Genomic DNA, 26,402 nt, shown 5'->3' with positions numbered 1-26,402 from the left:
ATGGAGCGTATAGGTTATATGCGAGGCTTTGAGCACCCCAGCAACGCAGTCATTGAGAAAAAGATGGGTGAGATGAAACGTTACAAATGAAAAATGCTAAGGTCATGACTTTGGCCGAACTCCAGAAGCGGGTTCGCGTCCTCCAAAAAAAAGGCAAGAAGGTGGTCTTTACCAACGGCTGTTTTGACATCCTGCATGTCGGTCATGTCCGATATCTCTCAGCAGCACGGGCCCTGGGAGATGCCTTAATTATTGCTGTCAATTCCGATCAATCGGTTCGCGCTCTGAAAGGCAAACAGCGGCCCATTGTCCCGCAAAGAGAGCGGCTTGAGGTCCTTGCGGCTTTATCCTGTGTCGATTATTTACTTCTTTTCTCAGGAAAGACGCCTCTAAGATTGATCAATACACTGGGGCCGGATATACTGGTCAAAGGGGGCGATTGGTCTTTGGAAGATATCGTCGGGAGAAAAGAGGTAGAGGCACGCGGCGGGAAAGTTGTTCGGATCAAGCTTGTCCGGGGGGCCTCGACAACGGGTCTGATCGAACGGATCTTAGAAGGTTCACTCGATCCTGCCACTTCCAGGACCGGGACGGTATGACGATCCATCAGCTTAAGGCATCCTATTTTTCCCCAGTGATGGAAGCGATTGAGGGAGGGGCCTCAAAGATCAAGGTGAACGGCCTCTGGGGGTCATCTGAAGCCTTTTTCCTGGCCTCCCTTATTCGAGAGGGAAAATCTTTTTGCCTCGTAGCACCGTCTTATGCCCAGGCGGAGCAAATCTTCCAGGAGATCCGGTTCTTTGTTGAGATTGATCCGCTTCCTCCACCTCTATCTTTTGAACTTCTTTTCTTTCCTCCTTGGGATATCCTTCCCTATGAACCTGCCGCGCCGCGGCCGGACTGGATTGCCCAACGATTGGCAACACTTCATTGCCTGGCGTCGGGTCCCGCGGCCTGCGTCGTCACCTCGATTGAGGCCTTTCTCCAAAAAGTGGTTTCCAGGGCCTTCCTGAGTGAACATCACGAAGTCATCCGGGTCGGTGATTCCCTTTCCATGGAATCATTGATCGAAGGTCTGGGTAAAGTCGGTTACGAGGTTTCCGGCGGGGTGACGCAATATGGAGAGCTTGCTGTTCGGGGAGGAATCATAGATCTATTTCCGCCGACCGCGACGCACCCGATTCGGATTGAATTTTTTGGAGACCAGATTGAATCGATCCGGGCCTTTGACCCGGAATCACAGAAGTCAATCAAACCGATCGATATGGTTGAGGTCATTCCGGGACGGGAAGATATTCTGGACCCCCGTTATTACCAGACCCCCTTTTCAGCCTATCTCTCCTCAGAGGCCATTCTTGTCTTTGATGAGCCTGATGAGGTCGTTCAAAAGGGAAAACGCTTCCTTGAGGAGGCAGAAGACGGCGCTCTTTTTGCGAGAAAACGAAACGCGAAGCATCCGAAGGTGGAGGACCTCTATCTTCCCTTGACGCATCTTGCGGATGCGGGATCTGGCGGCATGACCATCGATCTTGAATCGCTTTCCTTAAGACAGGAACGGGGTGTTGAACGATTCACATTCGATACGCATTCTGTCTCCTCCCTTGGGCTGGACCGACCCGGCCAACCCTTTTCCGAGATGATCAAGATATTGGACGCACTTCGGCGCGACCACATGGTCATGGTTTCGGTCAGGAATGAAGGTCAGCTCACCCGATTCCAACACCTTTTTTCTGATCATGAGATCCCCTGGGCCCTATGGAAGGGCGAAAAGGGGATTGCAATCTCATTCCCTGCGCCGATCTTCTTAGCGGTCGGGCCGATTTCAGAAGGATTTTCTCTCCCTCAGGTGAAAGCCATTTTTCTGATTGAAAAATCATTGTTCGGAAGCGGCCGTGTCTCCCGTCCCCGTCCACAGAAGTCCCATGCCCGGGCAGCGGGCGAGAAGGACAACCGGGAAAGCTTTCTCTCATCGTTTAAGGATTTAAAACCCTCTGACTATGTGGTCCATGTCCATCATGGGATTGGCCGTTTTGTCGGCTTGAAACGCCTTGCAATCCGCCAGGAGGAAAGAGGTCCTCAACAGGAGTCCGATTTTCTGGTACTTGAATATGCCAAGGGAGACAAGGTCTATGTCCCGCTTGATTCTTTTGAGCTGGTCCAGCGGTATGTCGGTTTGGAAGGAAAACCTCCCCGCCTGGATCGACTGGGGGGCGGCTCATGGAGCAAGACGAAGGCGCGGGTCCGCAGCGAGATCAGGGAGATGACGCAGGAACTTCTTAATCTTTATGCCCAGCGGGAAGTGGTCGAGGGCCATGCCTTTTCAACCCCGGAGTCCATGGCCGAGGAATTTGCCGCTTCGTTTGAATATGAGGAGACTCCGGATCAACTCCGATCGATCCAGGAGGTTATTCGCGACATGGAAAAACCGAAACCGATGGACCGTCTTGTCTGCGGAGATGTCGGTTACGGGAAAACCGAGGTGGCGATGCGGGCGGCCTTTCACGCGGTGATGGATAATAAGCAGACCGCAATCGTTGTCCCCACCACCCTTCTGGCCCAGCAGCACTTCCAGACCTTTGTGAAACGCTTCGCCCCTTTTCCGATCCGTGTGGAGGTCATCAGCCGTTTTCGCTCGCGCCGAGAGCAGAAAGAGATCATCGCCGCCCTGGGAGAGGGACGCGTTGATATCCTGATCGGGACACATCGTCTTCTTCAGGGGGATATCAGATTTCGGGATCTGGGCCTGCTGGTGATCGATGAAGAACACCGCTTTGGTGTTCGCCATAAAGAGCGGATGAAGCAGATACGCAAGCAGGTCGATGTCCTGACCCTCACGGCCACCCCGATCCCCCGGACCTTGCAGATGGCGCTGGCGAAGGTGCGCGACCTCTCTGTGATCGAAACCGCGCCGGCTGACCGGCTTGCTGTCCGGACCATATTGTCCCCTTTCGATGCAGGGATTATTCGGGAGGCGATTTTCAGGGAATTGGTGCGTGGCGGTCAGGTCTTCTTCGTCCATAACCGAGTGAATAGCATCGACCAGATCGGAACCTTTCTTGCTGAACTGATCCCGGAGGCCAGAATCGGGATCGCACACGGGCAGATGAGTGTGCAGGCTCTCGAAGAGGTCATGATCAAGTTTCTTTCGAAGGAATACAATCTCTTGGTGACGACCACGATCATCGAATCCGGGATTGACGTTCCCTCTGCTAATACCATCATTATCAATGATGCGGAGCGCTTTGGACTGGCGGAACTCTACCAGCTTCGAGGAAGAGTTGGACGTTCAGGAGAACAGGCCTATGCCTATCTTCTGGTGCGCGAGGGACGTATCCTGACGGAGGAATCCCGCCAGCGCCTGCAGGCCATTCAGGAATTTACCGAACTGGGTTCGGGATTCAGGATTGCGGCGCGTGATCTGGAAATCCGGGGGGCAGGAAATCTGTTGGGGCAGGAACAATCGGGACAGATTGCGGCGATTGGTTTTGAACTCTACCTGAGAATGATTGATGAGATGGTCCAGGAATTGAAAGGCACGCCGACCGAAAAAGAGATCGAACCCTCGCTCCAATTCAGTATTTCTGCTTTTATTCCAGATGATTATATCTCTGATTCCTATCAGCGCCTTGTGATCTACAAACGTCTTTCAAGTTGCCAGGGTCTTTCAGAGGTGGAAGCGATTCGGGCAGAGTTAGAGGACCGCTATGGTCATATTCCAGACCCTTTAAACCACCTTTTACAGATCATTCAATTGAAAAAGCTGGCCTTACCGATTTGCATCACGCAAATTGAGGAGCAGGATAAAACGATACTCTTTGTCTTCGATGAATCGACCCCCTTGACGGAAGGTGATCTTCAACGGGTTTTGAAGCAGTTCAAGGGGAAGATTCATTTTACCTCCCCCTATTCATTTGAACTGAAACCGAGGAGCAAGGCATGGGAAGACCTCTTTTTAGAGACCGCGCATTGCCTGAAGGTCTTACAGAAGAGAGGGGGATAATGTTGGTCTGGGGCGAGACCCATCCGCCTGAAAATACTGCGTTATCGGCCAAAGGTCTCCTCACCGTACGAGTGAGTACGCCTCGGTCGCCCTTATGCCTTCTTGCCTTGTCTTTCAGGCGACTTGACGGTTTGCCCAAGGTCCAATTGCGGACCTTGGGACTTCTTGGATCACTTTCTCTGGTTCTCCTGGCCTCAGGATGCTGGCAGGAAAAAGAGACAGTGCGGCTGGCGACCCTGGCGCGGGTCAATCATGAAGAGATTACGACTCAGGACCTTCTCGTTACGATTTATGGGAAGGGAGAGAGGGCCGGGAACGATTCATCCGGGACTTCGGCCCGGGAGCATTTACGATTGAGAAGAAATCTTCTGGCCCAATTGATCGAAAGGAAGATGCTTCTTCAGGAGGCACGCCGCCTTGAGCTCCGGATCTCCGATGAAGCGCTTCAGAAAAGATTGAGTGAAATGAAAAATGGAAAAGAAGAGGTGGTCTTCCTTCAGTCTCTCGCGGAGGAAGGCATTACCCGGGGTGGGTGGGAAAGCGCAACGCGGGAAAACCTTCTCATAGAGAGGCTGCTTGAGCAGGTGATCCGGGACCAGGCACACATCACCCTGGAGGAAACACGCCGATACTATGAAGGTTATCCGGAGAAGTGGCATCGTGGAGAAGAGGTGAGACTCCGACAAATCGTCGTCGAGACGCAAGGTGAGGCGGAAGATCTTCGCCTTTCTATCCTCGCGGGCAAGGACTTTACACTAGCGGTCAGAGAATTTTCAAAGGTCTCCCAACTCGGGGCGGGAGGAGATCTCGGTTATCTGAGCCGGTCTGAAATTCCGATTAAATTCGATGTCCTTTTCGATTCTGAAATCGGGGCTGTCAGTCCGGTCATCAAGACCCCTTTTGGGTATCATCTTGTGAAGGTGGAAGATCGTCATCCGCCACGAATTCTTCATTTTGATCTCGTTAAAGAGGAGATTCAGCGGGTTCTTCTCGAAGAAGAAAAAGAACGACTCTTTCTTGAATGGATAGAAAAATTAAGGCGTCGCACGGAGGTGATCATCAATGAAGAACTTCTTCTCAGATTTTCTTAGGCCCGTTCTCTGGGGAACGCTCCTCCTGAGTTGGGCCATCCATCCCGTATGGGGTGCGGTCCTGATTGATCGTATCGTGGCCGTGGTCAATCGTGAAATTATCACGCAGAGTGATCTTGATCTTGCTGCACAATCGGCTGGAATGACACCTTTGGAAAGAGGTCAAGTGATCTTGGATGAGGACCTCCCATTTTACCAAAAAAGGTTGTTGAGTTTGATGATTGAGGAAAAACTCATTCTTCAAGAGGCAAGCCGGAGAGGGGTCCGTGTTTCTGATTCTGAATTGGATTTTGCCTTGAACGATATCGCACGCCAGAATAAATTCCCCGACCGGTCGGCGCTGAGATCTGCGGTCTCTCAAGGAAACATTACGTGGGATCGGTACGTGAGTAATCTGGAAAACCGTTTGATTGCCTTAAAATTAATCAATCGTGAGGTCGAGTCAAAGATGCTCCTCATGGATGTAGATGTTCAGGCCTACTACCAGGATCATCCGGAGCGGTTTAAACTGACAGACCGGATTCGACTCCGACAGATCCTGTTTCGTGTTTCAGAGACATCGACCGCAGAGCAGATTGAAGAGGTCCGGATGGAAGCGGAGAGGGTTCTTTCCGAAGCAAAAAAAGAGTCTGCGTTCTTTCAGCTTGTCCAGAAATATAGTGACGGGCCTGAAGCCCAGAGAGGGGGAGATCTTGGATTCTTCAATAAAGGGGATCTCGCTGTTCCGATTGGCCGGGTGGTTTTCAATCTTGGGGAGGGAGAGATCAGTCCCCTGGTTCGAACGCCCATGGGCTTTCACATATTCAAGGTCCAGGAGCGACAGGAAGGGCGCCTGCGTCCTCTCGAGCAGGTGCGTCCTGAAATTGAAGAGATAGTTATCTCGGAAAAGAGAGAACACCTTCGGAGAAAATGGCTGGATGAGTTGTGGGAGCGTTCCTTCGTTGAAATAAAGTAATTGTAAAGATTCAGGTGAATAGGCTGAAGGCCGTAGACTCTTAGAAAGCCTTTAACCTGTGGGCTGGGTTCCTCGTGCCTAGTTCTGAAGAAAGACAGGGAGGTGCTGAACCCTTCACCTTTCCCCATTCACCCTTCACTCTCATGGGATGTTTTTGATAAGACTGACTCGATCTCCTCCCAAAGCGCTTCTTTTCCCTCTTTTTTTAGGGTTGATGTGATCACCAGGTTTGAAATTCCAAATATATTCTTGACCTCATCGGACTGTTTTTTTCGTTGCGAACGCTTGATCTTATCCCCTTTTGTCGCGACATAGAGGGTGTCAAGCTGAATTGCGTTCAGCCATTCTTTTACCTGGAGATCAATCGCCTGGCCAGGATGCCGAAGATCAATCAACATGACAACGGCCCGGAGCATTTCCCGCTTGGAGAGATAGTCCTCAATCATCGCTCCAAACTGCTCCCGCTGCCCTTTCGGGACACGGGCATAACCATAGCCGGGTAGATCCACCAGATAAAAGGCCTGATTGATTCTGAAGTAGTGAATCAACTGTGTCTTCCCAGGCGTTCTGGAAATATAGGCGATTTTATGTCCCAGGAGATAATTGATCAACGAGGACTTTCCAACATTTGACCGCCCGATCATGGCAATCTCAGGCAGCCGATCCCGCGGCCCGTCATCCCAAATGGGAGTGCCTTTTACATATTCCACAGAGTAGTGCTTCACTTTTCTAATCCCGGGCTGAACATTTTTCGTGTGGGCCAGTAGGTATAGTACATTAGCGATTCAGGGATGACAAGTTGTGCCGGGATGCGATCGCACGATTTTGGGCGGAGACAACTTGACAGAAACAAGACTAAAAACCTATAATATCGCCGATTTGCCGAAGTGGTGGAACTGGTAGACACGCACGTTTGAGGGGCGTGTGGGGCAACCTGTGGGGGTTCAAATCCCCCCTTCGGCACCAGTTTTATCCAGTCGAATGCCGGATCCCCGGGGTGAGAACCCTTCTCTTTTAATCTCAAGGAAAGGCAGACTCACCTGTATCGTGAAGAATCTTTTCACTGATGATGGTGACTCTTCACCTGAGTCAACGGTTTCAAATTCCGCAATCGCGGCATTTGGGGTCATCGGATTATTTGAATGTCGTTTGCGTCCTGGTTGAAAAAGAGGAAGTGGATTTTTATCGGGCTCCTGGTCGGGGCCGTCCTCTTATCGGTCCCGGTTCCGGCCGGACTCACTCCCATCGGAATGAAGACTCTGGCGCTGGTCATCGTGGCCTTTATTTTCTTTATTACCGAGCCGATTCCGCTTCCCGGCGTCGCCCTTTTTATTGCGGTTTCTGAGGCCTTGCTCGGCCTGGCAACACCCACTACGGTTGCCCAGTCCTTTATGAGTGATTCCGTCTTCTTTATTATGGGATCACTCATGATTGCGACCGCGCTCGTCAAACAAAATCTGGATAAACGGATTGCCCTGGCCATCGTCCGGATTACCGGACCGCGCGTCGACCGAGTCATGCTCGGGCTGGTCGCTGTTTCAGCGCTCCTCGCCTCTTTTATCGGAGAACACACGGTTTCGGCGATGATGCTCCCCGTGGGGGTGTCTTTGATCCGATTTACGTCGAAGGATCAAAGACAGGTGAGGAACCTTTCCATCGTGATCCTTCTTTCGATTGCCTATGGTGCAATGATTGCCGGCATCGGAACCCCTTCGGGAGGGGCAAGGAACGCGATTATGTTGGCCTACTGGAAGGAACTTTTTGACCTTGAAATGGGGTACTTTAGTTGGATGAAGATTGCTTATCCGATCATTTTGCTTCAAATCCCCTTCATCACTTATTTTCTCTATCGATCCTTTACGCCGGAGGTCAAGGATCTCTCCCCGGCAATTAGGAGTATGCGGCTTCAGGTTCAGGAAGAGGGACGGATGACGCAGCAGGGCTGGATCACCATCGGAATTTTTTTAGTGACGGTATTGATGTGGATGACCATTTCAGATAAGATCGGACTCGGAATTACGGCCTTAATCGGGGTTCTTCTTTTCCTGGTTGCAGGTGTTGTCCGTTGGGAGGATTTGAATAACAATGTCAGTTGGGGAACAATTCTGATTTATGGGGGTGCCATTTCCCTCGGCATCATGATGAAACGGACGGGTGTCGCGGAATGGCTCTCATTGTCTCTTCTCGAATGGCTGAAGCCGATCGGGGTTGAGGGCGGGATCCCGCTCCTTGCTGTAATGAGCATTATGACCATCCTCCTGGCTTCGGTCATGACCAGTGGGCCGACGGTGGGTTTGCTCGGCCCGATCGCGCTCAACGTCGCGAGTCTTTCCGGGACCTCTGTGATGGCCGCCGGATTTGTGACCGTGATCTCCTCCTCCTTCGTGTACATGACCGCAGTGGCCTCTCCCGCATGCAATATTATGTATGGGAGCGGCTATCTAAAACGATCTGATTTCCTTAAGGCCGGATGGAAACTGACGCTGATCTCTTTCCTTCTCCTCCTTCTGCTCTGTGGAGTCTATTGGAGCTTCTTGGGTTTGCGATGAAAATGTTGATGTGCACGGATGGAGAAGAGTATGCGGAAGAGGCCATCCAATTCGGCGGAAGACTGGCAATGGAGATGAATGCAGATGTCAGTGTCGTCCATGTCCGCCCTCTGATTGCACCTTCCACTCGCGTTCAACTCATGACCGCGCGAAAAAAATTAGGAGAATGGGACCTTGATCTTCCCGGAGTGGACTACTTGGCGCGTGCGAATAAAATTTTAACCGAAGTCGGACTCACCAAGGTTCGAGCATCGAAAGGTCGACGGAGGCACACCTTTCGTAAGGGGATCGATGGGGCGACCGAACTGCAGCTTGAAGGAATTCATGGAGAGAATGTCCGTTTTCGATTGCGGGAAGGAAATGTCGTCGATGAGATCCTAGAGGAGGCGACTCGGGGAGATTATGACCTGATCATCGTCAGCTCTCGCGGGCACAAGGGCATCTCACGTTATTTTGTTGGGAGCACGGCACTTCGGGTCGCGGATCTTGCGTCATGCAGCGTTCTCATCGCAAAAAATATCCGGGAAGATGATAACTTCCTCCTTTGCACCGACGGGTCCCCTCTTGCAGAAAAGGCAGAGATTGCGGGTGCCGAGATGGCACGTGCACTGGGGGCGAAGGTTACGATCCTCTCCGTGGCTGAAGAGAAAATGGAACGTAAAGGGGCAGTCCGAATGGCTCGAAGGGCTGAAATGATTCTGGGTCAAATGGGGATCGAGGCGAAACGGAAGGTTCGTGTCGGACGGCCTTCTGAAGAGATTATTGACGAGGCCCTGGATCACGACATCGTTGTGATGGGGGCGAGCGGAAGTTCAAGCGTCAAGAAGCTTTTTTTGGGCAGTGTCCCGCTGAAGGTCATCGAATACGGGGAATGTCCCGTCCTTATTGTTCGGGAAAAACGTGGAAAGATATCATTGAATATCAATACCGCGTAATCAGTTTGGCCGGGCTCTCACCGCAGATCTCAGGGCGGTATGCCGTCTGTGTGATAACATAAGCAATAACATAAGGAGAAAAGATGTCACGTGTGGTAAAGAAAAGAAGAAAAAAGATGCGGAAACACAAGCACAAGAAATTGTTGAAAAAGACGAGGCATAAGCGCCGATAGTGGTTAATCGCAGAGACAAAGACCGGGAGGAGAGCATGCCAAATCTGAAACGCGTCAGGATTCAGGTCAGAACATCGCAGGCGAATTATGAAGGTTACATCACCATCCCTCAAATGCGGAAGAGGATATCCGACGTCCTGAATGAGGAAGACCGGCGTTTCATCAACTTGACGGATGTTCTCGTTGATGGGAAGGAAGAATCCATTCCGTTTGTTTCGGTCAACAAGAGTATGATCGAGTCGATCCTGGAATGTGACGAATAAAGCTTCCATGTGCTTTGTCTGGGAGTAAAAATTCAGGTATTCTGAATCCCGCTTTACAAGCCTTCTCCGGCCTATGTATACTGTGCATTCAGATGTAACTCTGGGAGGTGAGTTGTTCATGGCAGAAGAGAAGATAAAGGAAGAAAAATTTATCCCCGGGGTGAAGAGTGCCATCGCGATCAGCAGTGGAAAAGGGGGTGTCGGCAAGACGACCGTGAGCGTCAACATGGCGGTCGCTCTGGCCCAGGGAGGCGCACGGGTCGGGCTATTGGATGCTGATATCTATGGACCGAATATTCCCATTATGATGGGGATCAAGGCCCCGCCTGCTCCCCAGGGGGAAAAGATCACGCCAGCAGAAAACCACGGCGTCCGCTTTATATCCATGGCCTTCTTCGTTCCGGAAGATACCCCGATGATCTGGCGGGGGCCCATGGTACACGGGGCAATACAGCAGCTGTTGCGTGATGTGGCATGGGGTGATCTCGATTATCTCCTCGTCGACCTTCCTCCCGGTACGGGCGATGCTCAGCTTTCCATTGCCCAACTGGTACCGCTGAGTGGAGCCGTCATCGTGACGACCCCCCAGGAAGTTGCCCTTCTCGATTCCAGAAAAGGGATGGCGATGTTTAAAAAAGTCAGTGTGCCGGTCCTCGGAATCGTGGAGAACATGAGTTATTTTGAGTGTCCTCACTGCCATGAAAAGACAGAGATCTTCGATCGAGGCGGCGGGCGGGCTGCGGCAAAGAAATTGGGCGTCCCTTTTCTCGGAGAGGTTCCGATCGATCCTGCCATTCGGGAAGGGGGAGATAATGGTGTCCCTATTATAATTGCCGATCCGGATTCACCTCAGTCAAAGGCGTTTGTCGAGATTGCCCAGCAAATGACGAAGGAACTTTCCATTTCGAAATCGCAACAGATTGGTTTAAAAATAATTCAGTGAGTCCCTTCAGGGAACCGCAACAATACGCTCAAAAAATGTTGGGGTTCTTTTTTCTCTAGGAGCGATTCAAGCACTTCTTTTGTAAGGAAGGTTCCCAGACATTTCCTGCAGCGCATTGTCCTGAGGCCAAAGGCCTCAATCACTTCTAAAACGGCACTGCACTGCGGGCACTTTCCTTTTTCTTCTTTTTTCCCTGCCCCCTCCTCTTTTTTCCCGGTTCCCGGAAGTTCTCTTTTCTTTGCCTTTTCAATGAGCGCTTTGTTCAATTTGTGGAAGTACTCTTCTTCCTTATTATATCCCAGTTTCTTCAGATCACCTTCCAAGACGACTGATCTCCTCTCTATTATCCGGGCAACGTGGAGGCGAGGCTACTGATACCGTAGCGCCTCTGCCGGATCGAGTTGAGCGGCTTTATAGGCCGGATAAAGGCCGAAGGTCACTCCGACCGATACTGCGAAAAAGAACCCAAGGAAAACCGCGCGGGGCAAGATTACGGCGTTCCATCCGGTGATTGCCTGACTGGCAAGCAAGCCGAACCCCATCCCCATCAGGCTCCCCAGTAAGATTCCGATCACTCCTCCGATCAGGCTGATTGCGGTCGACTCAATTAAGAATTGTGAGAGTATTACTCCTCGGCTCGCGCCGAGGGCCTTCCGAAGGCCGATCTCGGCGGTCCGTTCTGTCACCGTGACCAGCATGATGTTCATGATACCGATCCCGCCGACCATCAGGGAGAGGGCGGCCGTTCCTCCGAGGATCACGCGAAAGGTGAAGATGATCATTTCGGTATTACGAATCAGTTGGTCCTGGCTTCGAATTACAAAATCTTCGACACCATCATGTCGTTGAAGCAAGATGTTCCGAATCATTTCCTCTGTTTTTTTCATATTTCGACGGTGGTCTACCTTGACGACGAACGCATTCAGCTTGTCGTTTCCATTGAACAGTTTAATGGCCGTCGTCGCTGGAATCAAAAGTGTTTCATCATAATTAATTCCGTGAAGGCTTCCTTTCTCTTTTAAGAGTCCGATCACGACAAATCGTTGGTTCCCGATCTTCAGGCCTTTTCCGAGGGGATCCTCTTCTTCGAAGAGGTCTTTGACGATTTCTTTTCCCAGGACCGCCACTTTTTTAAATCGCCCCGTATCTTCCTCGGAGAAAAATCGCCCCCGATCGATCTCGTAATTTTGGATTTCGAGGTAGCTTCCGAGTACCCCTTCTACCATACCCTTTCGATCTTTATCCCTATACCGAAGGTGTGTCCGAACATTGATCACAGGGGTCACTTTCTCGGCATGCGGGGCCATCGCCTTCACGGCCTCGGCATCTTTATACCGAAGTCCTTCTGAACGGCCGATGGAATTTCGACGGTTCTCTTTATCCAGTTTCTTAGGGCGAACCGATAAGAGATTGGTCCCCAGCTTCTCGATCATCTCAACAATCATCCGTTCCCCGCCCGCCACGATCGACGACATGGAGATGACGGCCGAGACGCCGATGATCACGCCGAGCATCGTGAGGCCGGAGCGGAGCTTATTCGACGACAAGTTTCTAAGCGCATCTATAAAAATTTCTACAAGGTTCATGGGCACCTCGTCCTATTAAACACGTTTTGGATGTTTACGGTTTTCTTCATTGCTGACAATGCAGCCATCTTTGATTGTGATCGTCCGGTCGGTTCGGCCCGCCAGCTCCTTGTCGTGGGTGACCAGGATAAGGGTATGGCCATTTCTGTGAAGTGCATGAAGGAGCTCAATAATTTCACCTCCAGACTTTGAATCGAGGTTGCCTGTTGGCTCATCCGCCAAGATGATGTCGGGGTGATTCACCAGGGCACGGGCGACGGCAACCCGCTGCTGTTGTCCGCCTGAAAGCTGGTTCGGCCGATGGTGGATCCGGTCCGAAAGGCCAACCTGGGACAAGGCCTCCTTGGCCCGCGCCATGCGCGCCTCTTTTGGAAGGCCGGCATAAAAGAGGGGGAGCGCCACATTGGCCAGTGCGGTGTTTCGCCCGAGCAGGTGAAAGGTCTGGAAGATAAATCCGATCTTTTTATTCCTGATTCGGGCCAGGTCCCGGTCTGAGAGGTTTTGAACCTCTTCTTCCTTGAACAGGTAACAACCGGTTGTTGGTCTTGAAAGGCATCCGATAATATCAAGAAGGGTGGTCTTACCGCTTCCGGACGGACCGACGATCGAAACAAACTCGCCGGAATCTATCGTGAAACTGTTTTGGTGGAGGGCATGGACCGCCACTTCTCCCATCTGATAAACTTTGCTTACTTCTTTGAACTGGATCAACATTTACATTCCGCACGCCGGGCGTATATCTTTGTGGATGTGGAGTTTATGCGCCTCTTCGCCCTTGCCCTTCCTTCGCGATGGGCAGGACAATCTGATCCCCTTCGTTTAATCCATCCATAATGACTGCAACGGTTTCATTTTTTATCCCAATCGTCACGGTAAGAAGCTGATCTTCTCCGGTGGGTTTCCGAACAGTGACCGTAGCCTTCCCGTCGACCACTTTTAAGGCGCTGAGTGGGAGGTAAAGGACATTTTTTTCAATCTGAGTGATAATGTCGACATTCGCCGTCATCGAGGGCATAAGGCGCTGATCGATGTTGGCCAGTTCGACGGTTACTTCGTAGGTCACCACATCGTCCTCTTTTTCCCCTTTTGGGGAGATCCTGGCAACCCGCCCCTCATAAACTTCGAAGGGAATTGCATCCAAATGGATGACAACCGGCTGTCCTTCCCGGATCCGGTTGATGTTGACCTCATTGATCTTCGTCTTTACCCACATCTTTGAGAGGTCGGCGATCCGCAATAGGGCTGTCCCGCCGGTGATGGTCGATGTGCCGGAAGAGACAATTTCACCCACCGCAACATTGACCTCAAGGACCGTCCCGGAAATTGGAGAAAAGAGGGTGTAATCATCCAAAGCCTCAGCCTTCAAATCGCGATTGAAGTATTTATCGAATAGCGCTTTGTCTCCATCCAGGGTCAGTAGGAGTTTTCGTTTTGCCAGGTTCAAGCGGATTTTCGAATTTTCAAGGCCTTTTTCGGCATCTTCCAACAGTTTTTGGGCAATGAATCCCTTTGTATACAAGGTCTTCATGCGGTGAACTTCCCGTTGGTTTTCTTTGAGATTGAGTTGTTCCTGTTCAATCGATGCCTGCGCCTCAGCCACCTTTCTCGCTTGGTTAGATTCCGGCTGGATTGTTGCCAAGGCCTGACCCACCTTGACGCCATCCCCCCCTTGAACAAAAAGTTGCTTTACCTCGCCCGCTTGTTCCGACTTGATTTCAACGACATTGGCCGGCTCTAGTGATCCTGTTTCCGCTGCCTTGACGACGACATCCCCTTTTTTGACAAGGACCAGATCCCTATGCCTGACCTCCTCCCGGTCGCCCTTACGAAAGGCATAAATCAATACGGCCAAAAGGAGGAATACAACGATAAAGGTGAGTATTTTATGAAGGCGTTTCGACCCCATACTTCTCCAAAAGTGTTCCAGTAGCCCCGTCCAGACTGGCAAGTGATTTATTATAATCAATCACGGCTTTCAAGGCGTTTACCCTTGCTTCGGCCAAATCATCCTGAAATTCCAGGAGGTCGTTGCTGCTGATTAATCCGAGAGAAAAACGCTCATTGCCGGCGGAAAGCTTTCGTTCTGAAAGAACCCTGGCTCGGCCAGTGGTCTCTATCCGATGAAAATCGGTCCTGACGCGTCGGAGGGCCTTTTTCACCTCCAAGGTAATCCGTTGAACGACCTTGATCTGGGCAAGAATTGCCTTGTTTTGTTCTGTTTTTTCTTTTTGGAAGTTGGCCCGTGCACTACGATTTCCGATGGGAAACTGGAGTTCAAGACCGGCTTCCCATCGGAAAGATTCTTTTGAGGTAATCTGATCAAAGCCCTGCATGTAGGTTTCTCCGAGGCCGTTTAATCCGAGTCTGCCTACAAAATCCAGCGAAGGTGAAAGTCGCTTCTCCGCAATGCGGAGAAGCAGTGCGCGGTTTTGAACACTCAAGCGGTTTTCCTCAATTTCAGGACGTCGTGTCAGGGCCATTTCCAACATCCTTCCATCGTCGAGAAGCCTTCTTGTCTCCGTCGGCTTATCGGTCGGATGAAGGGAAGGGGGGTCGACCAGCGACTGCCCCGGAAGGTTCAGGAGTTGCCGCATTTCATCTTCCTTGTCTTCAATTTCCTTTTCGGCGATGACCACCGATTCCTCCCGAGAGGCGGCCCCCGCTTCAGCCACCAGGATTTCTATCGGCGCCAGGAGGCCCAACCCGACCTTTGCCAGACTGGCTTTGAGAAGTTGTCGGGCTGATTGGAGTGCCTGCTGTTTTACCTTCAGGTTCTCCCTCTGAAAGACAAGGTCCCAATAGGTGCTGTTAATATCGAATAGGAGCGTTGACACCTTTGACCGGAAGGTTGTCCGGGACATGGCGATATTGGTTTGTGCGATTCGCAGCGGACCTTGAACAACCTTTAGCCCGAAGCCTTGCAGAAGGGGCTGGGTTACGGTGAGGACGGCATCTGCTGTGAAGGTTGGATTGAAAACCTGACCCGTATTCCGGGAAGACCGTGTCTGGTTTAGAGAAAGGCCATAATCCCCCCCCCACCGAAGACGTTGATTCAATCCCGCTTGTAAATTTAGCTTTGTTTGTTTAATCTTGTTTGTGCCGAAGATCGTGGTATCTATTGTCGATGAGGTTGTTTGGGTGGCTTGGTCCGTGCGTGCACCAAAGCGGAGAGTGGGGTCGAATTGGGCATCCTCGAGAGTAATATTTAATTCGAGTATCCGGATCGTTTCCCCTTCAATCCGGATATCCACGTTGTTTTCCAAGGCGAGCGTGATGGCCTCTGATAAGGACAAAGGAACAAAAGGAGGCGCCGCCATGCCAAGTGAAGGGGCTTGCATGATCACAAAGAGGGATATTGTCAGCGACAAAAAACCGCTTTTATGAATTTTTTCCACGTGCGATAAGAATGGCTTCATAGGTCCTCTTCAGGATAACAAAGGTCTCAAGAAAATTCAATCGTCTTGATTAACTCAAGACCAATTACTGATCTTGGTTTTATCTGCTTGAGTCCTCCCTCAAGTTGACAGGCGGGAGGGCGGTTGATATGATGCCATCTGCATGTTGGAGGATGAATACTGTGAATGAAAATCGTCCGAAAAAGGCGGTTTCTTTGTTGTCAGGCGGACTCGATAGCACTCTCGCGACGAGGTTGGTCCTGGATCAGGGGATCGAGGTGATCGGTCTTTATCTGGAAAGTCCTTTCGGCTGCAAGGAAGATGTCCAAAAGGTCGCGGACGCCTTGGGTATTCCCCTGAAGATTGTGGACAAAGGAATGGCCTATATCGATCTGGTCCGTAACCCGAAATACGGCTATGGAAAAAACATGAATCCCTGCGTGGATTGCAGGATCTATATGTTTCACCTCGCCAAAAAGGTCATGGACGAGATTGGCGCTGATTTTATCCTCACGGGAGAGGTTCTGGGGCAGCGTCCCATGTCTCAACGGCGTGAGGCTATGGATATCATCGACCGGGACAGCGGAATGAAAGGTCTGGTCCTGCGTCCGCTGTCGGCACAGCATTTTCCGCCGACGCGCCCTGAAATAGAAGGCTGGATTGATCGCGAAAAGCTCCTGAATATTTCTGGAAGAGGCCGGGCCGAACAGTTACATTGGGCCAAAACCCTGGACCTCAAGGAATATAGTGCTCCGGCGGGGGGATGTCTGCTCACCGACAAGAATTTTTCAAAGCGCCTCTCGGATTTTTTTGAACGTAATGCCGACCCGACGATGGCCGAAGTACGACTTCTCCGATATGGCCGACACTTTGAGCTGTCCGATGGCGCCCATGTTGTGATTGGCCGGGACCGGGAAGAAAATGCCAACTTATGGGAGGCTGCCCGGCTGGAGGTCGATGCGGGAAGAATGGTTTTCTTTAAGCCCCGCTTCCCGGCCCCGGTGGCCGTCTTAAGTGGTGGAAAGTCTTCAAGTCTTTACGATGAAGTTGGACAGCATATCGCCGCTTACACGAAGAGAGGCATCTCCGCGGAGCAGGTCGTCGAAGTGATCTGCGGGAGTGAGGTCTCCGAACGAAAGATCCATATCCCTATGCGCCCGCCGGTTACACGGAAGGCCGCGACGGGGACCAGCGCGTCATTGCCGATGGCCTCTTCCTGAGATGAGCATTATTTTGTAACGATTCAGTGGAACTGGCCTCCCCCCTTTAAAAAAGGGGGAAACACAAAAAGTGGACGGTGAATGAACCCCCTATGATTATCGAGTCCTTCCCGGTGGGTCCTTTTCAGTGTAATTGCATTATCCTGGGTTGTGAAAAAATGCAGGCGGCACTGGTCATCGATCCCGGTGAGGATCCGGAAAAGATCCTCAGGCATCTTTCCGCCCTGGGTTTGAAAACCACTTACCTGCTCCACACGCATGCGCATCTGGATCATATCAGCGCGACCGACGAAGTTCAAAAAAAGGCGGGAGGAGTAACCTGCCTCCATGAAGACGACATGGACCTCTGTGATAATCTTCAGCAGCAGGCCTCTTTTTTTGGTCTGCCGACGCCGACAACACCAGGGATCGATCGATTTCTGAATGATGGAGACGCCCTTTCCTTTGGTCATCATTCCGTAGAAGTTCTTCATACACCGGGGCACACGCCGGGAAGTCTTACTTTTTATATTCAAGGCTTCGGCCTGGTTACGGGAGACACACTTTTTTCCGGCGGTATTGGACGAACGGACCTCTGGGGCGGATCTCATCCGACACTGATCCAGTCGATCCGAAAAAAACTCCTTTCTTTTCCTGGGGAGACAAGTGTCTATCCAGGGCATGGCCCAAAGACCACGGTTGGAAGAGAGAGAGAAGCGAATCCCTTTTTAGTATGAATATAACTCTTCAGCTTGCCTAGATTTTGGCTTTGCTAGACCCATCTTCCAGGGCAAGGCGTGAGGAGCACAGAGCCGCAGCGGATGTTTTATACGTGAGGATTAGAGCTCTACAGCAACGCCGCCATGGAGAAAAAGATGGGTAAGCTGAAGAGTTACGAATGAAGAAGACCGGTTACGTGACCCATCCCATTTTTTTCCAACATGATACGGGACGTGGCCATCCTGAAACGGCCCGCCGCCTCACGGCAATAGAGAAGCATCTTTTTGGACAGGGTGCAGGAGAATCAGATGATTTGAAGGAACTCCGCGAACGCTTGACGCGTCTCTCTCTCTCTCCTCATCCGGAGCTTTCCCGTTGGATCACAGAAAATCATCATCCATCATACTATCGATCTCTGAAAGACCGGGTCCCGGAGCAGGGGCTGGTTTATCTTGATCCGGATACCCCTTATTCCCCCGACTCGCTGGTGGCGGCAGAGATGGCCGTTTCCGGTGTTTTAACGGCGATTGATCGTGTCATGGATGGATCTGTTGTCAACGCATTTTGTGCCTTGAGGCCGCCGGGACACCATGCGGAGCAGGATCGGGCGATGGGTTTTTGCCTCTTCAACAATATTGCCGTCGGGGCAAGATATCTTCAACTGAAGTACGGGCTGAAGCGGATCTTTATTATTGATTGGGATGTCCATCACGGGAATGGCACCCAGAACAGCTTTTACTCCGACCCAAGTGTTTTTTATTTCAGTACGCATCAATATCCTTTCTATCCCGGTACGGGGTCTGATCAGGAAAGAGGAGAAGAAAAAGGAGAGGGCTTCACGGTCAACAGTCCCCTTGCCTCCGGGGCGGGTGATCTGGAGATCCATTCCGCGTTTGAAAAGAAACTCTTCCCTGCCGTCAAGGCCTTTGATCCCGACTTTATCCTCATCTCCTCGGGCTTCGACGCCCATACCGATGACCCCCTGTCCGGCCTGGAGGTCACTGAAAAGGGTTTTGCTGAACTGACCCGGGGGGTCAAGTCTTTGGCTGAGCAGAATTGTCATGGAAGGATTGTCTCTTGTCTGGAAGGGGGATATCACCTCCATGCCCTGGCAATGTCGGTCCAAAGCCACCTGGAGGTGCTTTCTCGGGAGATTCCATAACCCCCCCCCCTCGAGACCCGCGATGAGATTTTAGGGAAACCGTTAAGTCGCCTGAAAGACAAGGCCAGAGGTCAAAGGGGGATTGAGGCGTACTGTCCCGTACGCTGAAGAGTCTTTTGGCCGATGACGCAGTATTTCAGGTGAATCGGCGGTTTCCAATTCCGCAATCGCGGAATTGGAGGATCCCACCTTTTCTTGACCGCCCCCTTGTCCTCATGCTATACTCCGAGCCTTGACTTGAGCCCGTTTTTATTGACATTTCTAAGGACCGATTTTAATCTGTTTTAATGGTGGCCATCCGTGGAATAGCGCTTTCGAAGTCCTTCCATTATCATCAGGTACTCAATGAGATTTCCCTGGAGGTAAAAGAGGGGGAGTGTTATGCGCTTTTCGGGCCGAACGGCGCCGGAAAAACAACCCTCCTGAGGATATTCGCGACATTGCACCGCCCTTCTTCCGGACGATTCGAGATCCTCGGTCGGGACGGTTTCCGGGAAAGAGCGAAAATTCGCGAAGACCTCTTCCTGATTGGCCACGGATCGTATCTTTATGACGATTTGAGTGTCGTTGAGAATATTCAGTTTGCAATCGGAATTCGCGGCGAAAATCCGAGCGATCATGAGATCAAGCTTGCGCTCGACAGGGTGGGCATTGGTGCGTTTGGAAAATTAAAGAGCCGACACTTGTCGGCGGGAATGAAAAAACGGCTCTCGATTGCGAAAACCCTCTTGATCCGTCCGAAGATTCTCCTCCTTGATGAAGCCTATGCCTCCCTTGATGAACGGGGTGTCGTGATGCTGAATGACTGCATTCGGGAGTTTGCGAAGGAGGGGGCGGCCATCCTAATGACGACCCATGACCGGTCAAAAACGGCAGAAGTGGCGCACCGGGCGGGCATCCTGCAGCGGAGCGTACTGCGGGAAATAACCATTAAAGAGATGTTGGCGGCAGATGCACTTTTTTAACGTGATCCGTTGGATTGCATGGAAAGATCTTCTGAGTGAGGTGCGAAATCGAGAGAATATTTCTTCAATGTTTTTTTTCGCCCTCATTGTTATTTTTATCTTTAGTTTCAGTTTTTCTCTGGACCCAAAAATAATAGACGAAGTGATGCCGGGAATTATCTGGGTCGCTTTTGGTTTTACGGCAATCATCGGCCTTGGAAAGTCCTTTCTGGCAGAGGTCCATAATGATTGTATGGAATACTTTCAGATACTTCCGATCCCGAAGGGGGCCATTTATCTTGGGAAATTTATTGGCAACGTCCTGTTCCTGCTGACCGTCGAAATAATTCTGTTCCCCCTCTTTGTCCTCTTCTTTAATCTGGATGTACTTGAAAGGTTTCCACAATTTCTGTTAATATTCGTGGTCGCATCGATTGGATTGTCGGCACTTGGAACCTTGTTCTCTGCCCTGACGGTTCAGGTTCGGGCACGGGAAGTGATGTTTCCGATCCTTCTGCTGCCGATGGCGGTCCCGATTTTTATTGGCGCGGTCGAAGCGACCCGGGGGGTCTTTAACGGTGATGCCTTTGCTCTCTATAGTCACTGGATTCAGTTGCTGGTTGTTTTTGATCTTATTTTTGTTGTTGTGTCCTTTTGGATCTTTGAATTTATATTGGATTATTGAACATGCTTGGACAACGTTTCATCCGATGGCTTGGGCGATATGAAGGGTGGTTTGGCGGTGTGGCGGCGCTTTGCATAGGCATTGGACTGTACATGGCGCTGGTAACCTCTCCCCCGGATTATTATCAGGGTGAGGTGGTCCGGATCATGTATGTCCATGTTCCTACCGCGAAAACCTCTCTTGTGGCCTACCTCGTTCTTTTTGGGGGAAGTATCTGGTATCTGTGGAAGCGGGACCCCGTCATCGATAATATGTGTCATGCCACTGCCGGGATCGCGCTTTTTTATGTAGGAACCGCCTTGATTACGGGTTCGATCTGGGCCAAGCCCACCTGGAATACCTGGTGGACCTGGGACCCTCGCCTGACCTCCTTTGCCATCTTGTTTTTAACCCTGGTTGGATATCTGATGCTTCGGACTTTCCTGGACGATAAGGAAAAGGAGGCGACCTTTGCGGCGATACTGGCGATCATCGGCTTCATCGATCTTCCGATTGTCTATTTCTCTGTGGAATGGTGGCGGACTTTGCACCAGCCCATGTCGATGTCGGTCCGCGGAATCAGCTTTGCACCCGAGATGCTCTATCCCCTCATCCTGATGTCAATCGGTTCCTCCCTGCTCTTCTCCTATATGCTGATGGTGCGGACCCAGATGCTCTATTTGGAACATCTGCTGGAAGCAAAGCAGGGCCGTCTGTTAAGCGAGACCCGTTTATGAGGGTTAGGCGATGAAGCGATTCTATCTGCGCTGGGGAGGGGTGTTGGCCCTTGGTGCCATCATCGGTTTCTTTGGTCTGGTTCGATATCAACGAGAGGTCAGTGCGATCCCTCTTGAAAAGTTTCTGGGCGAAAAACCAACTCGGGCCGTGCGTGTTCTGGGAATGGTTGTGGGCGGAAGTCTGAATCGGGGAGCGACGGGAGAACCGATTCAGTTCACCCTCTCAGAAGAAGGGGCGCAGGTTCCTGTCTACTACAAGGGGGAGGATCCGGAAAATCTGAGAGAGCTCAAAAGACTGGTCATATTGGGGCGATGGAACCCTGAAGATCAACGGATAGAGGCGGAAGCAATCTCCGGTGTTCCCAATTACGGCTTTGTAACCTGGGCTTATCTGGTGACGCTCATCCCCATGACCCTCTTTCTCTTTAATATGGAAAGAAAGGTTGCTTTGCTGTATGTTATGATAAAAGAAGAGAAGATTTATCAGCCGGAGGAGAACGTTTGAGGTTAGGTAGGAAAACCGGAATCATCTTTAGTATCACCCTGATTGTCTTTAGTCTAGGATATCTGGCCTACGGAAATTTTGGAAAGAACCTCGTCTATTTTGTGACCCCATCAGAGGTTGTCACTTTTGAGTCGGATCGCTACGGCAGGAAGATACGGGTGGCCGGCATGGTGGTTCAGGCAAGTTTAAAGGTCATCCCGAATACGCTGAAGATCACCTTTGACCTTACGGATGGCGCAGAAACCATCCCGGTTGCTTTTGAAGGCGTCCCTCCCGACCTGTTCAAAGAGGGGACCGGGGCCGTGGTTGAAGGTTTCTGGGATGCAGACCGTGTTTTTCACTCTCACATGATCATGGCAAAGCATAATGAAGACTATATGCCGATCGAGATGAAAAAAGCGGGAGTGAAGCTCCCGACAAAAGGTATTATAAAAACCCTGCAGCTAAAATAGTTTATCCCCGCCCCCGCCCAACCCTCTAATCGAACCACGGCAGAGGCGTGTTTTGGGCTGGCGGCAAAAAAGGGAGCAGCATGGTTGTTGAAATAGGGCATTATGCCGTGGTGACGGCGCTGCTTTTATCGATATTTGGCGTTGTCGCACCGATTATAGGTCTGAAGAGGAAGAATCCCGCTTGGGTCCAGGTTGGGCAGCGGGCGGTCATCCTCACTTTCGTCCTGATCACGGTCGGGATGATCGCCATGGTCTATTCATATCTGACCGAGGACTACTCCGTCAAATATGTCTATGCCACCTCCAACAGCAATCTCCCGATCTTTTATAAGATCGCGGGTCTCTGGGGAGGCCATGAAGGCTCCCTGCTGCTCTGGGCTTGGATCCTTGCCTTCTACTCCATGGTTGCGGCAACGCTCCATTGGAAAACCCAGCCGGTGGTGATGCCCTATCTCATCCTGATGGAATCGCTGGTCCTGTGCGGATTTCTGCTCCTCATCCTCTTCCTTTCAAACCCTTTCGAGCGGATCTTTCCGGCCCCGCTTGACGGCAAGGACTTGAACCCTCTCCTGCAGGACCCCGCGATGGTCATTCATCCCCCCTTGCTTTATTTAGGCTATGTTGGTTTGTCTATTCCCTTCTCCTTTGCAATGGCCGCCCTTTTCTCAGGACGGTTGGGGGAGGAGTGGGTCAAGGTGACCCAGCGATGGACCATCTTTGCCTGGATTTGCCTGACCGCCGGTATTCTGATGGGAGGATATTGGGCCTACTATGAGCTCGGTTGGGGAGGATACTGGGGATGGGACCCGGTAGAAAATGCGGCCTTTATGCCTTGGCTGGTGGCGACCGCCTTCCTCCATTCGGTCATGGTTCAAGAGACCCGGAAGATGTTCAAGGTCTGGAATCTCTTCCTCATTATATTGGCTTTTTCCTTATCTCTCATCGGAACCTTTCTGGTGCGAAGCGGTATCCTCTCCTCGGTCCATTCCTTCGCCGCCGACCCGGGAAGGGGGGTCTTTATCCTCGCATTTGTCGCGTTTATGCTCCTTCTCTCCTTCGGGACCCTCATCCTTCGATCATCCAAACTGAAGAGCTCCGTCACGATAGAATCGGTCGTTTCCCGTGAGGCGATATTCCTGTTTAACAACCTCTTTTTCCTTGTGGCCTTGGTGACGGTCTTTATCGGGACCCTGTATCCCCTCTTAATGGAGGTCTTGCAGTTTAACAAGGTTTCCGTCGGTCCCCCTTACTACAATGCGGTCTTCATGCCGGTGGCCCTGGGCCTGATCTTCCTGATGGGGATCGGTCCATATATTCCCTGGCGAAAGACGACGGCCAGAAACATTAAGGAATTGTTCGGCCTTCCCCTCATGCTCGCCCTTGGGGCGGGGGTCCTTTTATTTATCTTCGGGGTCCGTGAGGAGTATGCCCTGGCCAGCATGACGGTTGTCTCTTTTGTCGCTTCCGCGATTTTTATTGATTTCAGTAAGATCGCTGTTTTTTGGGGAAAGCGGGATGCGGTCAATCCCTTCCTAGGGTTCCTCTCAGCATACAGAAGAAACCCCAGGCGGATTGCGGGGCTGATCACCCATATTGGTGTCCTGGTCATGGTGGTCGGTATTACCTTCTCCTCTCTTTACCAGACGGAAAAGATTCTCATCATGAAGCCGGGCGATGAGGTCAGCCTCAAATCTTTTCAGCTTCGTATGGCAAGGCTGTATAGTACGGAAGGGGTCAATTGGGAGGGCAGGGAGGCCCTTTTTGATATCTACCAGGAGGGCAGAATTGTAACCCAGATGCGGCCGCAAAAGCGGTTTTATACAGTCTCCCAGACCCCAACCACCGAGACCGCCATTTATCAGACCTATATGGGCCATCTCTTCGTCACCATACCCGAAGTCTCCCCCGACGGCACCTGGGCTCGTGTGCGTGTCTTGCACAACCCCCTGGTCCTCCTGGTTTGGTACGGAGGTGGAATTATGGGGATTGGAGGGTTCTTGAATATCTTCCGAAGAGACCGAAAGCGGTCTGCCGTTTCCGTTACATCCGGTGTCACTGCCAAGAACGCGCCTGCCCTGGCCTCGGGGAGAGATGGAATCGTGGCACAACGTTCGGAGAGCTAAGCGATGGGCAGTTTTAAAGGGTGGCATGCCCTCCTTCTTGCGGGTACTCTGGGTCTTCTGTTTATTTTCTACCAGGGTCTATGGGGAAATCCAAACTTCATCCCTCCTGTAATTATAGCGACACCGGCCCCTGAAGTGAACGGTCCTGACCTCTACAAAGGCACGCCGGTTTCGCTAAGCGATTATAGGGGGAAGGTCATTCTCGTTAATTTCTGGGCGTCGTGGTGTGTGGAATGCAAACTGGAGCACAAATCCCTCCTCGCCATCAAGAAGCACTATGAGGACGACCCGAATTTTGCCATGTTTGGCATAAATTATCAGGATAAGGACCATCTGGCGAAGGAATACCTTCAGGTCCATGGAAATAATTTCGATCATATTCGGGACCTTGACGGCAGAATCTCCATCGATTTTGGCGTATATGGTGTGCCGGAAACCTTTGTCATTGACCAGGATGGGATCATCCGCCACAAACAGATTGGGCCGATTGTCGGAGATGTCTATTCGGACATGATCGAAAAGGTCATCGACCCACTACTCAACGGGACCGCGGGGACTGTGGGGACGGTGTCCTCATCATGAAAAAAGGCATTGTGTTTGCCCTGTTTTTATTGATCGTGTTTTCCGGTGTCTGTGTCGCAGAACAGGTCGATGATGAGGTTTTGCAGGGTCGGATCAAGGAGGTTTCAAAGACACTTCGCTGTGCGGTCTGCCAATCGGAATCGGTCTGGGAATCGAATGCCACGCTCGCGATCCAGATGCGTAAGATCGTTCGAGAGAGGCTCATTGCCGGAGAATCTCCAGAGGAAATACGAGCCTATTTTGTCAGCCGGTACGGCGACTTTATATTATTGAAACCCAGGGTGCGCGGACTGAACCGGCTTCTCTGGTTCGGTCCCTTCATTCTCTTGGCCTTTGGAGGGTTTTTCCTGTACCGAACCTTGCGCCGATGGACCGCAAGGCCCGTACCGACGGAACCGGATGCGGGAGTCCCCATTGATGATGCTCACCGAAGACGGATTGAAGAAGAGTTACGTTCTTTTAATAAGTAGTTTTCTGTAGGTTCCATACGAGATGTTCCCTGCTATAATTACATTCATGCTCCTGGGGGTCGTCGGCGTGCTTGCCATGCCGCTTTTCCGGAGGTCGGCAAACCCTCTGCTTGTGGGTAATGAGGCGGAGATTGACGAAGAACGGGTTAATCTTGACATCGAACGACAGACCCTTCTTAGAACGCTTTCAGAACTTGAGGTCAATTACTCACAGGGAAAGGTTGCTCTGGGTGACTATGAACGCCTGAAGTTGGGCTATGAGCATCGGTTTTTGAAAGTTTTGGACCGCTTGGATGCGATTCCATGGACGGGAAAAATCGCTCCGAAACAGAAAAAATCCCGTGTCCCATCTTCAACGAAGGGGCATTGGGTTTCCATCGGGATGGTCGTGCTCCTTGTTGCGGCAGGTTCATCCGGATTATATGAGTTGGTCTTTTGGAAGTTTGACCGGGATGCGACCTCGCGTGGCGGAGTTCCGGCTCAGCCGATGCCCCCGATTGACCCGGTGGCCATGGTTGCGCGTCTGGAGAAACGTCTTAAAGAGAATCCGGATGATCTGCAGGGGCAGGTGATGATTGGTCGGTCCTATGGGGCCTTGGAGCGGTGGGAGGATGCACTGACCGCATGGCGAAAGGTTCTCGAACTCGACCCAAGGCATTACACGGCACATTTCCAGATGGGAGAAATCCTGCTTCGGACGACAGCGCTTACCAATCCGAAAGACGCAGAAAAGGCCCTTTTCCACATCGATAAGGCGCTCATTGTGACGCCTCAGGATGCCAGTGTTCTCTGGTTGCGTGGCTGGTCTCTTGTTGCCCTGGGTCGAACCTTTGAGGCAGACGAGACCTGGACAGAGGCCTTTCAGTATATCCCGCAGGGGACAGAAGAATCGGAGACCGTCAAGAAGGCCTTGCAGAATCTCCGGGCAGGGAAATTCCCTTCGTCATAAGGATT

27 protein-coding genes and 1 tRNA gene are annotated in these 26,402 nt (G+C 51.4%); 22 read left to right on the top strand and 6 right to left on the bottom strand.

Annotated elements, in window-relative coordinates:
• The first annotated feature begins 86 nt into the window (after positions 1-86).
• Genes rfaE2 through EYQ01_11165 form a run of 4 tightly spaced genes read left to right on the top strand, consistent with a single transcriptional unit; the run spans position 87 to position 6,046 of the window.
• On the top strand, positions 87-599 hold the full coding sequence (rfaE2, locus tag EYQ01_11180) for a D-glycero-beta-D-manno-heptose 1-phosphate adenylyltransferase (protein HIE66345.1): 513 nt from the start codon (positions 87-89) through the stop codon (positions 597-599).
• Positions 596-4,000, top strand: a complete 3,405-nt coding sequence (gene mfd, locus EYQ01_11175) for a transcription-repair coupling factor (GenBank protein ID HIE66344.1) — start codon at positions 596-598, stop codon at positions 3,998-4,000. Before rfaE2 ends, mfd begins: the two co-directional genes overlap by 4 nt.
• The gene (locus tag EYQ01_11170) at positions 3,937-5,091 is read left to right on the top strand and encodes a hypothetical protein (GenBank protein ID HIE66343.1); all 1,155 of its coding nucleotides are present in this window, start codon (positions 3,937-3,939) and stop codon (positions 5,089-5,091) included. The genes mfd and EYQ01_11170 overlap by 64 nt, the downstream gene beginning before the upstream one ends.
• Positions 5,063-6,046: a hypothetical protein gene (locus EYQ01_11165; GenBank protein ID HIE66342.1), complete on the top strand. Its 984-nt coding sequence runs from the start codon at positions 5,063-5,065 to the stop codon at positions 6,044-6,046. Before EYQ01_11170 ends, EYQ01_11165 begins: the two co-directional genes overlap by 29 nt.
• 128 nt (positions 6,047-6,174) lie before the next feature.
• Here EYQ01_11165 and EYQ01_11160 read toward each other — a convergent pair whose 3' ends face one another.
• Positions 6,175-6,831, bottom strand: a complete 657-nt coding sequence (locus EYQ01_11160) for a YihA family ribosome biogenesis GTP-binding protein (protein HIE66341.1) — start codon at positions 6,829-6,831, stop codon at positions 6,175-6,177.
• A gap of 96 nt (positions 6,832-6,927) precedes the next feature.
• Here EYQ01_11160 and EYQ01_11155 point away from each other — a divergent pair.
• The 6 genes from EYQ01_11155 (at position 6,928) to EYQ01_11130 (ending at position 10,909) form a co-directional block, all read left to right on the top strand.
• Positions 6,928-7,012 (top strand) — tRNA-Leu (locus tag EYQ01_11155).
• Between the two features lie 176 nt (positions 7,013-7,188).
• Positions 7,189-8,595 (top strand): DASS family sodium-coupled anion symporter, encoded by a 1,407-nt coding sequence (locus tag EYQ01_11150; GenBank protein ID HIE66340.1) that lies wholly within the window; start codon positions 7,189-7,191, stop codon positions 8,593-8,595.
• A complete protein-coding gene (locus EYQ01_11145; protein ID HIE66339.1) occupies positions 8,517-9,530 on the top strand; it encodes a universal stress protein in 1,014 nt (337 codons plus the stop codon). The genes EYQ01_11150 and EYQ01_11145 overlap by 79 nt, the downstream gene beginning before the upstream one ends.
• A gap of 83 nt (positions 9,531-9,613) precedes the next feature.
• Positions 9,614-9,703 carry an AURKAIP1/COX24 domain-containing protein gene (locus tag EYQ01_11140; GenBank protein HIE66338.1) on the top strand — a complete coding sequence of 30 codons (90 nt, stop codon included), beginning with the start codon at positions 9,614-9,616 and terminating at the stop codon, positions 9,701-9,703.
• 35 nt (positions 9,704-9,738) lie between these two features.
• Positions 9,739-9,966, top strand: a complete 228-nt coding sequence (locus EYQ01_11135) for a hypothetical protein (protein HIE66337.1) — start codon at positions 9,739-9,741, stop codon at positions 9,964-9,966.
• Positions 9,967-10,039: 73 nt separating this feature from the next.
• Positions 10,040-10,909 carry an ATP-binding protein gene (locus EYQ01_11130; protein ID HIE66336.1) on the top strand — a complete coding sequence of 290 codons (870 nt, stop codon included), beginning with the start codon at positions 10,040-10,042 and terminating at the stop codon, positions 10,907-10,909.
• Here the strand turns inward: EYQ01_11130 and EYQ01_11125 are convergent.
• The 5 genes from EYQ01_11125 to EYQ01_11105 are packed head-to-tail and all read right to left on the bottom strand — an operon-like array spanning position 10,903 to position 15,911.
• Positions 10,903-11,256: a hypothetical protein gene (locus EYQ01_11125; protein ID HIE66335.1), complete on the bottom strand. Its 354-nt coding sequence runs from the start codon at positions 11,254-11,256 to the stop codon at positions 10,903-10,905. The genes EYQ01_11130 and EYQ01_11125 overlap by 7 nt on opposite strands.
• A 21-nt stretch (positions 11,257-11,277) precedes the next feature.
• Positions 11,278-12,495, bottom strand: coding sequence for an FtsX-like permease family protein (locus EYQ01_11120; GenBank protein ID HIE66334.1), 1,218 nt, complete (start codon positions 12,493-12,495; stop codon positions 11,278-11,280).
• A 15-nt stretch (positions 12,496-12,510) separates the two neighbouring features.
• Positions 12,511-13,209 carry an ABC transporter ATP-binding protein gene (locus EYQ01_11115; protein ID HIE66333.1) on the bottom strand — a complete coding sequence of 233 codons (699 nt, stop codon included), beginning with the start codon at positions 13,207-13,209 and terminating at the stop codon, positions 12,511-12,513.
• Positions 13,210-13,252: 43 nt separating this feature from the next.
• Positions 13,253-14,401 carry an efflux RND transporter periplasmic adaptor subunit gene (locus tag EYQ01_11110; GenBank protein ID HIE66332.1) on the bottom strand — a complete coding sequence of 383 codons (1,149 nt, stop codon included), beginning with the start codon at positions 14,399-14,401 and terminating at the stop codon, positions 13,253-13,255.
• On the bottom strand, positions 14,379-15,911 hold the full coding sequence (locus tag EYQ01_11105) for a TolC family protein (protein ID HIE66331.1): 1,533 nt from the start codon (positions 15,909-15,911) through the stop codon (positions 14,379-14,381). Before EYQ01_11105 ends, EYQ01_11110 begins: the two co-directional genes overlap by 23 nt.
• A 128-nt stretch (positions 15,912-16,039) precedes the next feature.
• Between EYQ01_11105 and EYQ01_11100 the strand changes: the two genes are divergently transcribed.
• The 12 genes from EYQ01_11100 to EYQ01_11045 all read left to right on the top strand — a co-directional run bounded on the left by EYQ01_11100 (position 16,040) and on the right by EYQ01_11045 (position 26,397).
• On the top strand, positions 16,040-17,110 hold the full coding sequence (locus EYQ01_11100; protein ID HIE66330.1) for a hypothetical protein: 1,071 nt from the start codon (positions 16,040-16,042) through the stop codon (positions 17,108-17,110).
• A 92-nt stretch (positions 17,111-17,202) separates the two neighbouring features.
• Positions 17,203-17,826: an MBL fold metallo-hydrolase gene (locus EYQ01_11095; protein ID HIE66329.1), complete on the top strand. Its 624-nt coding sequence runs from the start codon at positions 17,203-17,205 to the stop codon at positions 17,824-17,826.
• Between the two features lie 161 nt (positions 17,827-17,987).
• Complete coding sequence (locus EYQ01_11090) at positions 17,988-18,971, top strand: histone deacetylase (GenBank protein ID HIE66328.1); 984 nt, start codon at positions 17,988-17,990, stop codon at positions 18,969-18,971.
• Positions 18,972-19,258: 287 nt separating this feature from the next.
• A complete protein-coding gene (ccmA, locus tag EYQ01_11085) occupies positions 19,259-19,936 on the top strand; it encodes a heme ABC exporter ATP-binding protein CcmA (protein ID HIE66327.1) in 678 nt (225 codons plus the stop codon).
• Positions 19,923-20,600, top strand: a complete 678-nt coding sequence (locus tag EYQ01_11080; protein HIE66326.1) for a heme ABC transporter permease CcmB — start codon at positions 19,923-19,925, stop codon at positions 20,598-20,600. Before ccmA ends, EYQ01_11080 begins: the two co-directional genes overlap by 14 nt.
• 2 nt (positions 20,601-20,602) lie before the next feature.
• Positions 20,603-21,316 (top strand): cytochrome C assembly protein, encoded by a 714-nt coding sequence (locus EYQ01_11075; protein ID HIE66325.1) that lies wholly within the window; start codon positions 20,603-20,605, stop codon positions 21,314-21,316.
• A 10-nt stretch (positions 21,317-21,326) separates the two neighbouring features.
• Positions 21,327-21,821 carry a hypothetical protein gene (locus tag EYQ01_11070; protein ID HIE66324.1) on the top strand — a complete coding sequence of 165 codons (495 nt, stop codon included), beginning with the start codon at positions 21,327-21,329 and terminating at the stop codon, positions 21,819-21,821.
• Entirely contained in the window at positions 21,818-22,273 is a 456-nt protein-coding gene (locus EYQ01_11065; GenBank protein HIE66323.1) for a cytochrome c maturation protein CcmE, read from the top strand. Before EYQ01_11070 ends, EYQ01_11065 begins: the two co-directional genes overlap by 4 nt.
• An 80-nt stretch (positions 22,274-22,353) precedes the next feature.
• Positions 22,354-24,396, top strand: a complete 2,043-nt coding sequence (locus tag EYQ01_11060) for a heme lyase CcmF/NrfE family subunit (protein HIE66322.1) — start codon at positions 22,354-22,356, stop codon at positions 24,394-24,396.
• 3 nt (positions 24,397-24,399) lie between these two features.
• On the top strand, positions 24,400-24,978 hold the full coding sequence (locus EYQ01_11055; protein ID HIE66321.1) for a redoxin domain-containing protein: 579 nt from the start codon (positions 24,400-24,402) through the stop codon (positions 24,976-24,978).
• The gene (locus tag EYQ01_11050) at positions 24,975-25,448 is read left to right on the top strand and encodes a cytochrome c-type biogenesis protein CcmH (protein HIE66320.1); all 474 of its coding nucleotides are present in this window, start codon (positions 24,975-24,977) and stop codon (positions 25,446-25,448) included. Before EYQ01_11055 ends, EYQ01_11050 begins: the two co-directional genes overlap by 4 nt.
• Before the next feature lie 22 nt (positions 25,449-25,470).
• Positions 25,471-26,397 carry a hypothetical protein gene (locus tag EYQ01_11045; GenBank protein ID HIE66319.1) on the top strand — a complete coding sequence of 309 codons (927 nt, stop codon included), beginning with the start codon at positions 25,471-25,473 and terminating at the stop codon, positions 26,395-26,397.
• The last annotated feature ends 5 nt before the right edge of the window (positions 26,398-26,402 follow it).

The sequence above is a fragment of the Candidatus Manganitrophaceae bacterium genome (genome assembly GCA_012960925.1).
In the GTDB taxonomy this organism is placed as follows: Bacteria; Nitrospirota; Nitrospiria; order SBBL01; family JAADHI01; genus DUAG01.
This window is presented reverse-complemented; position numbering and strand designations above follow the sequence as displayed.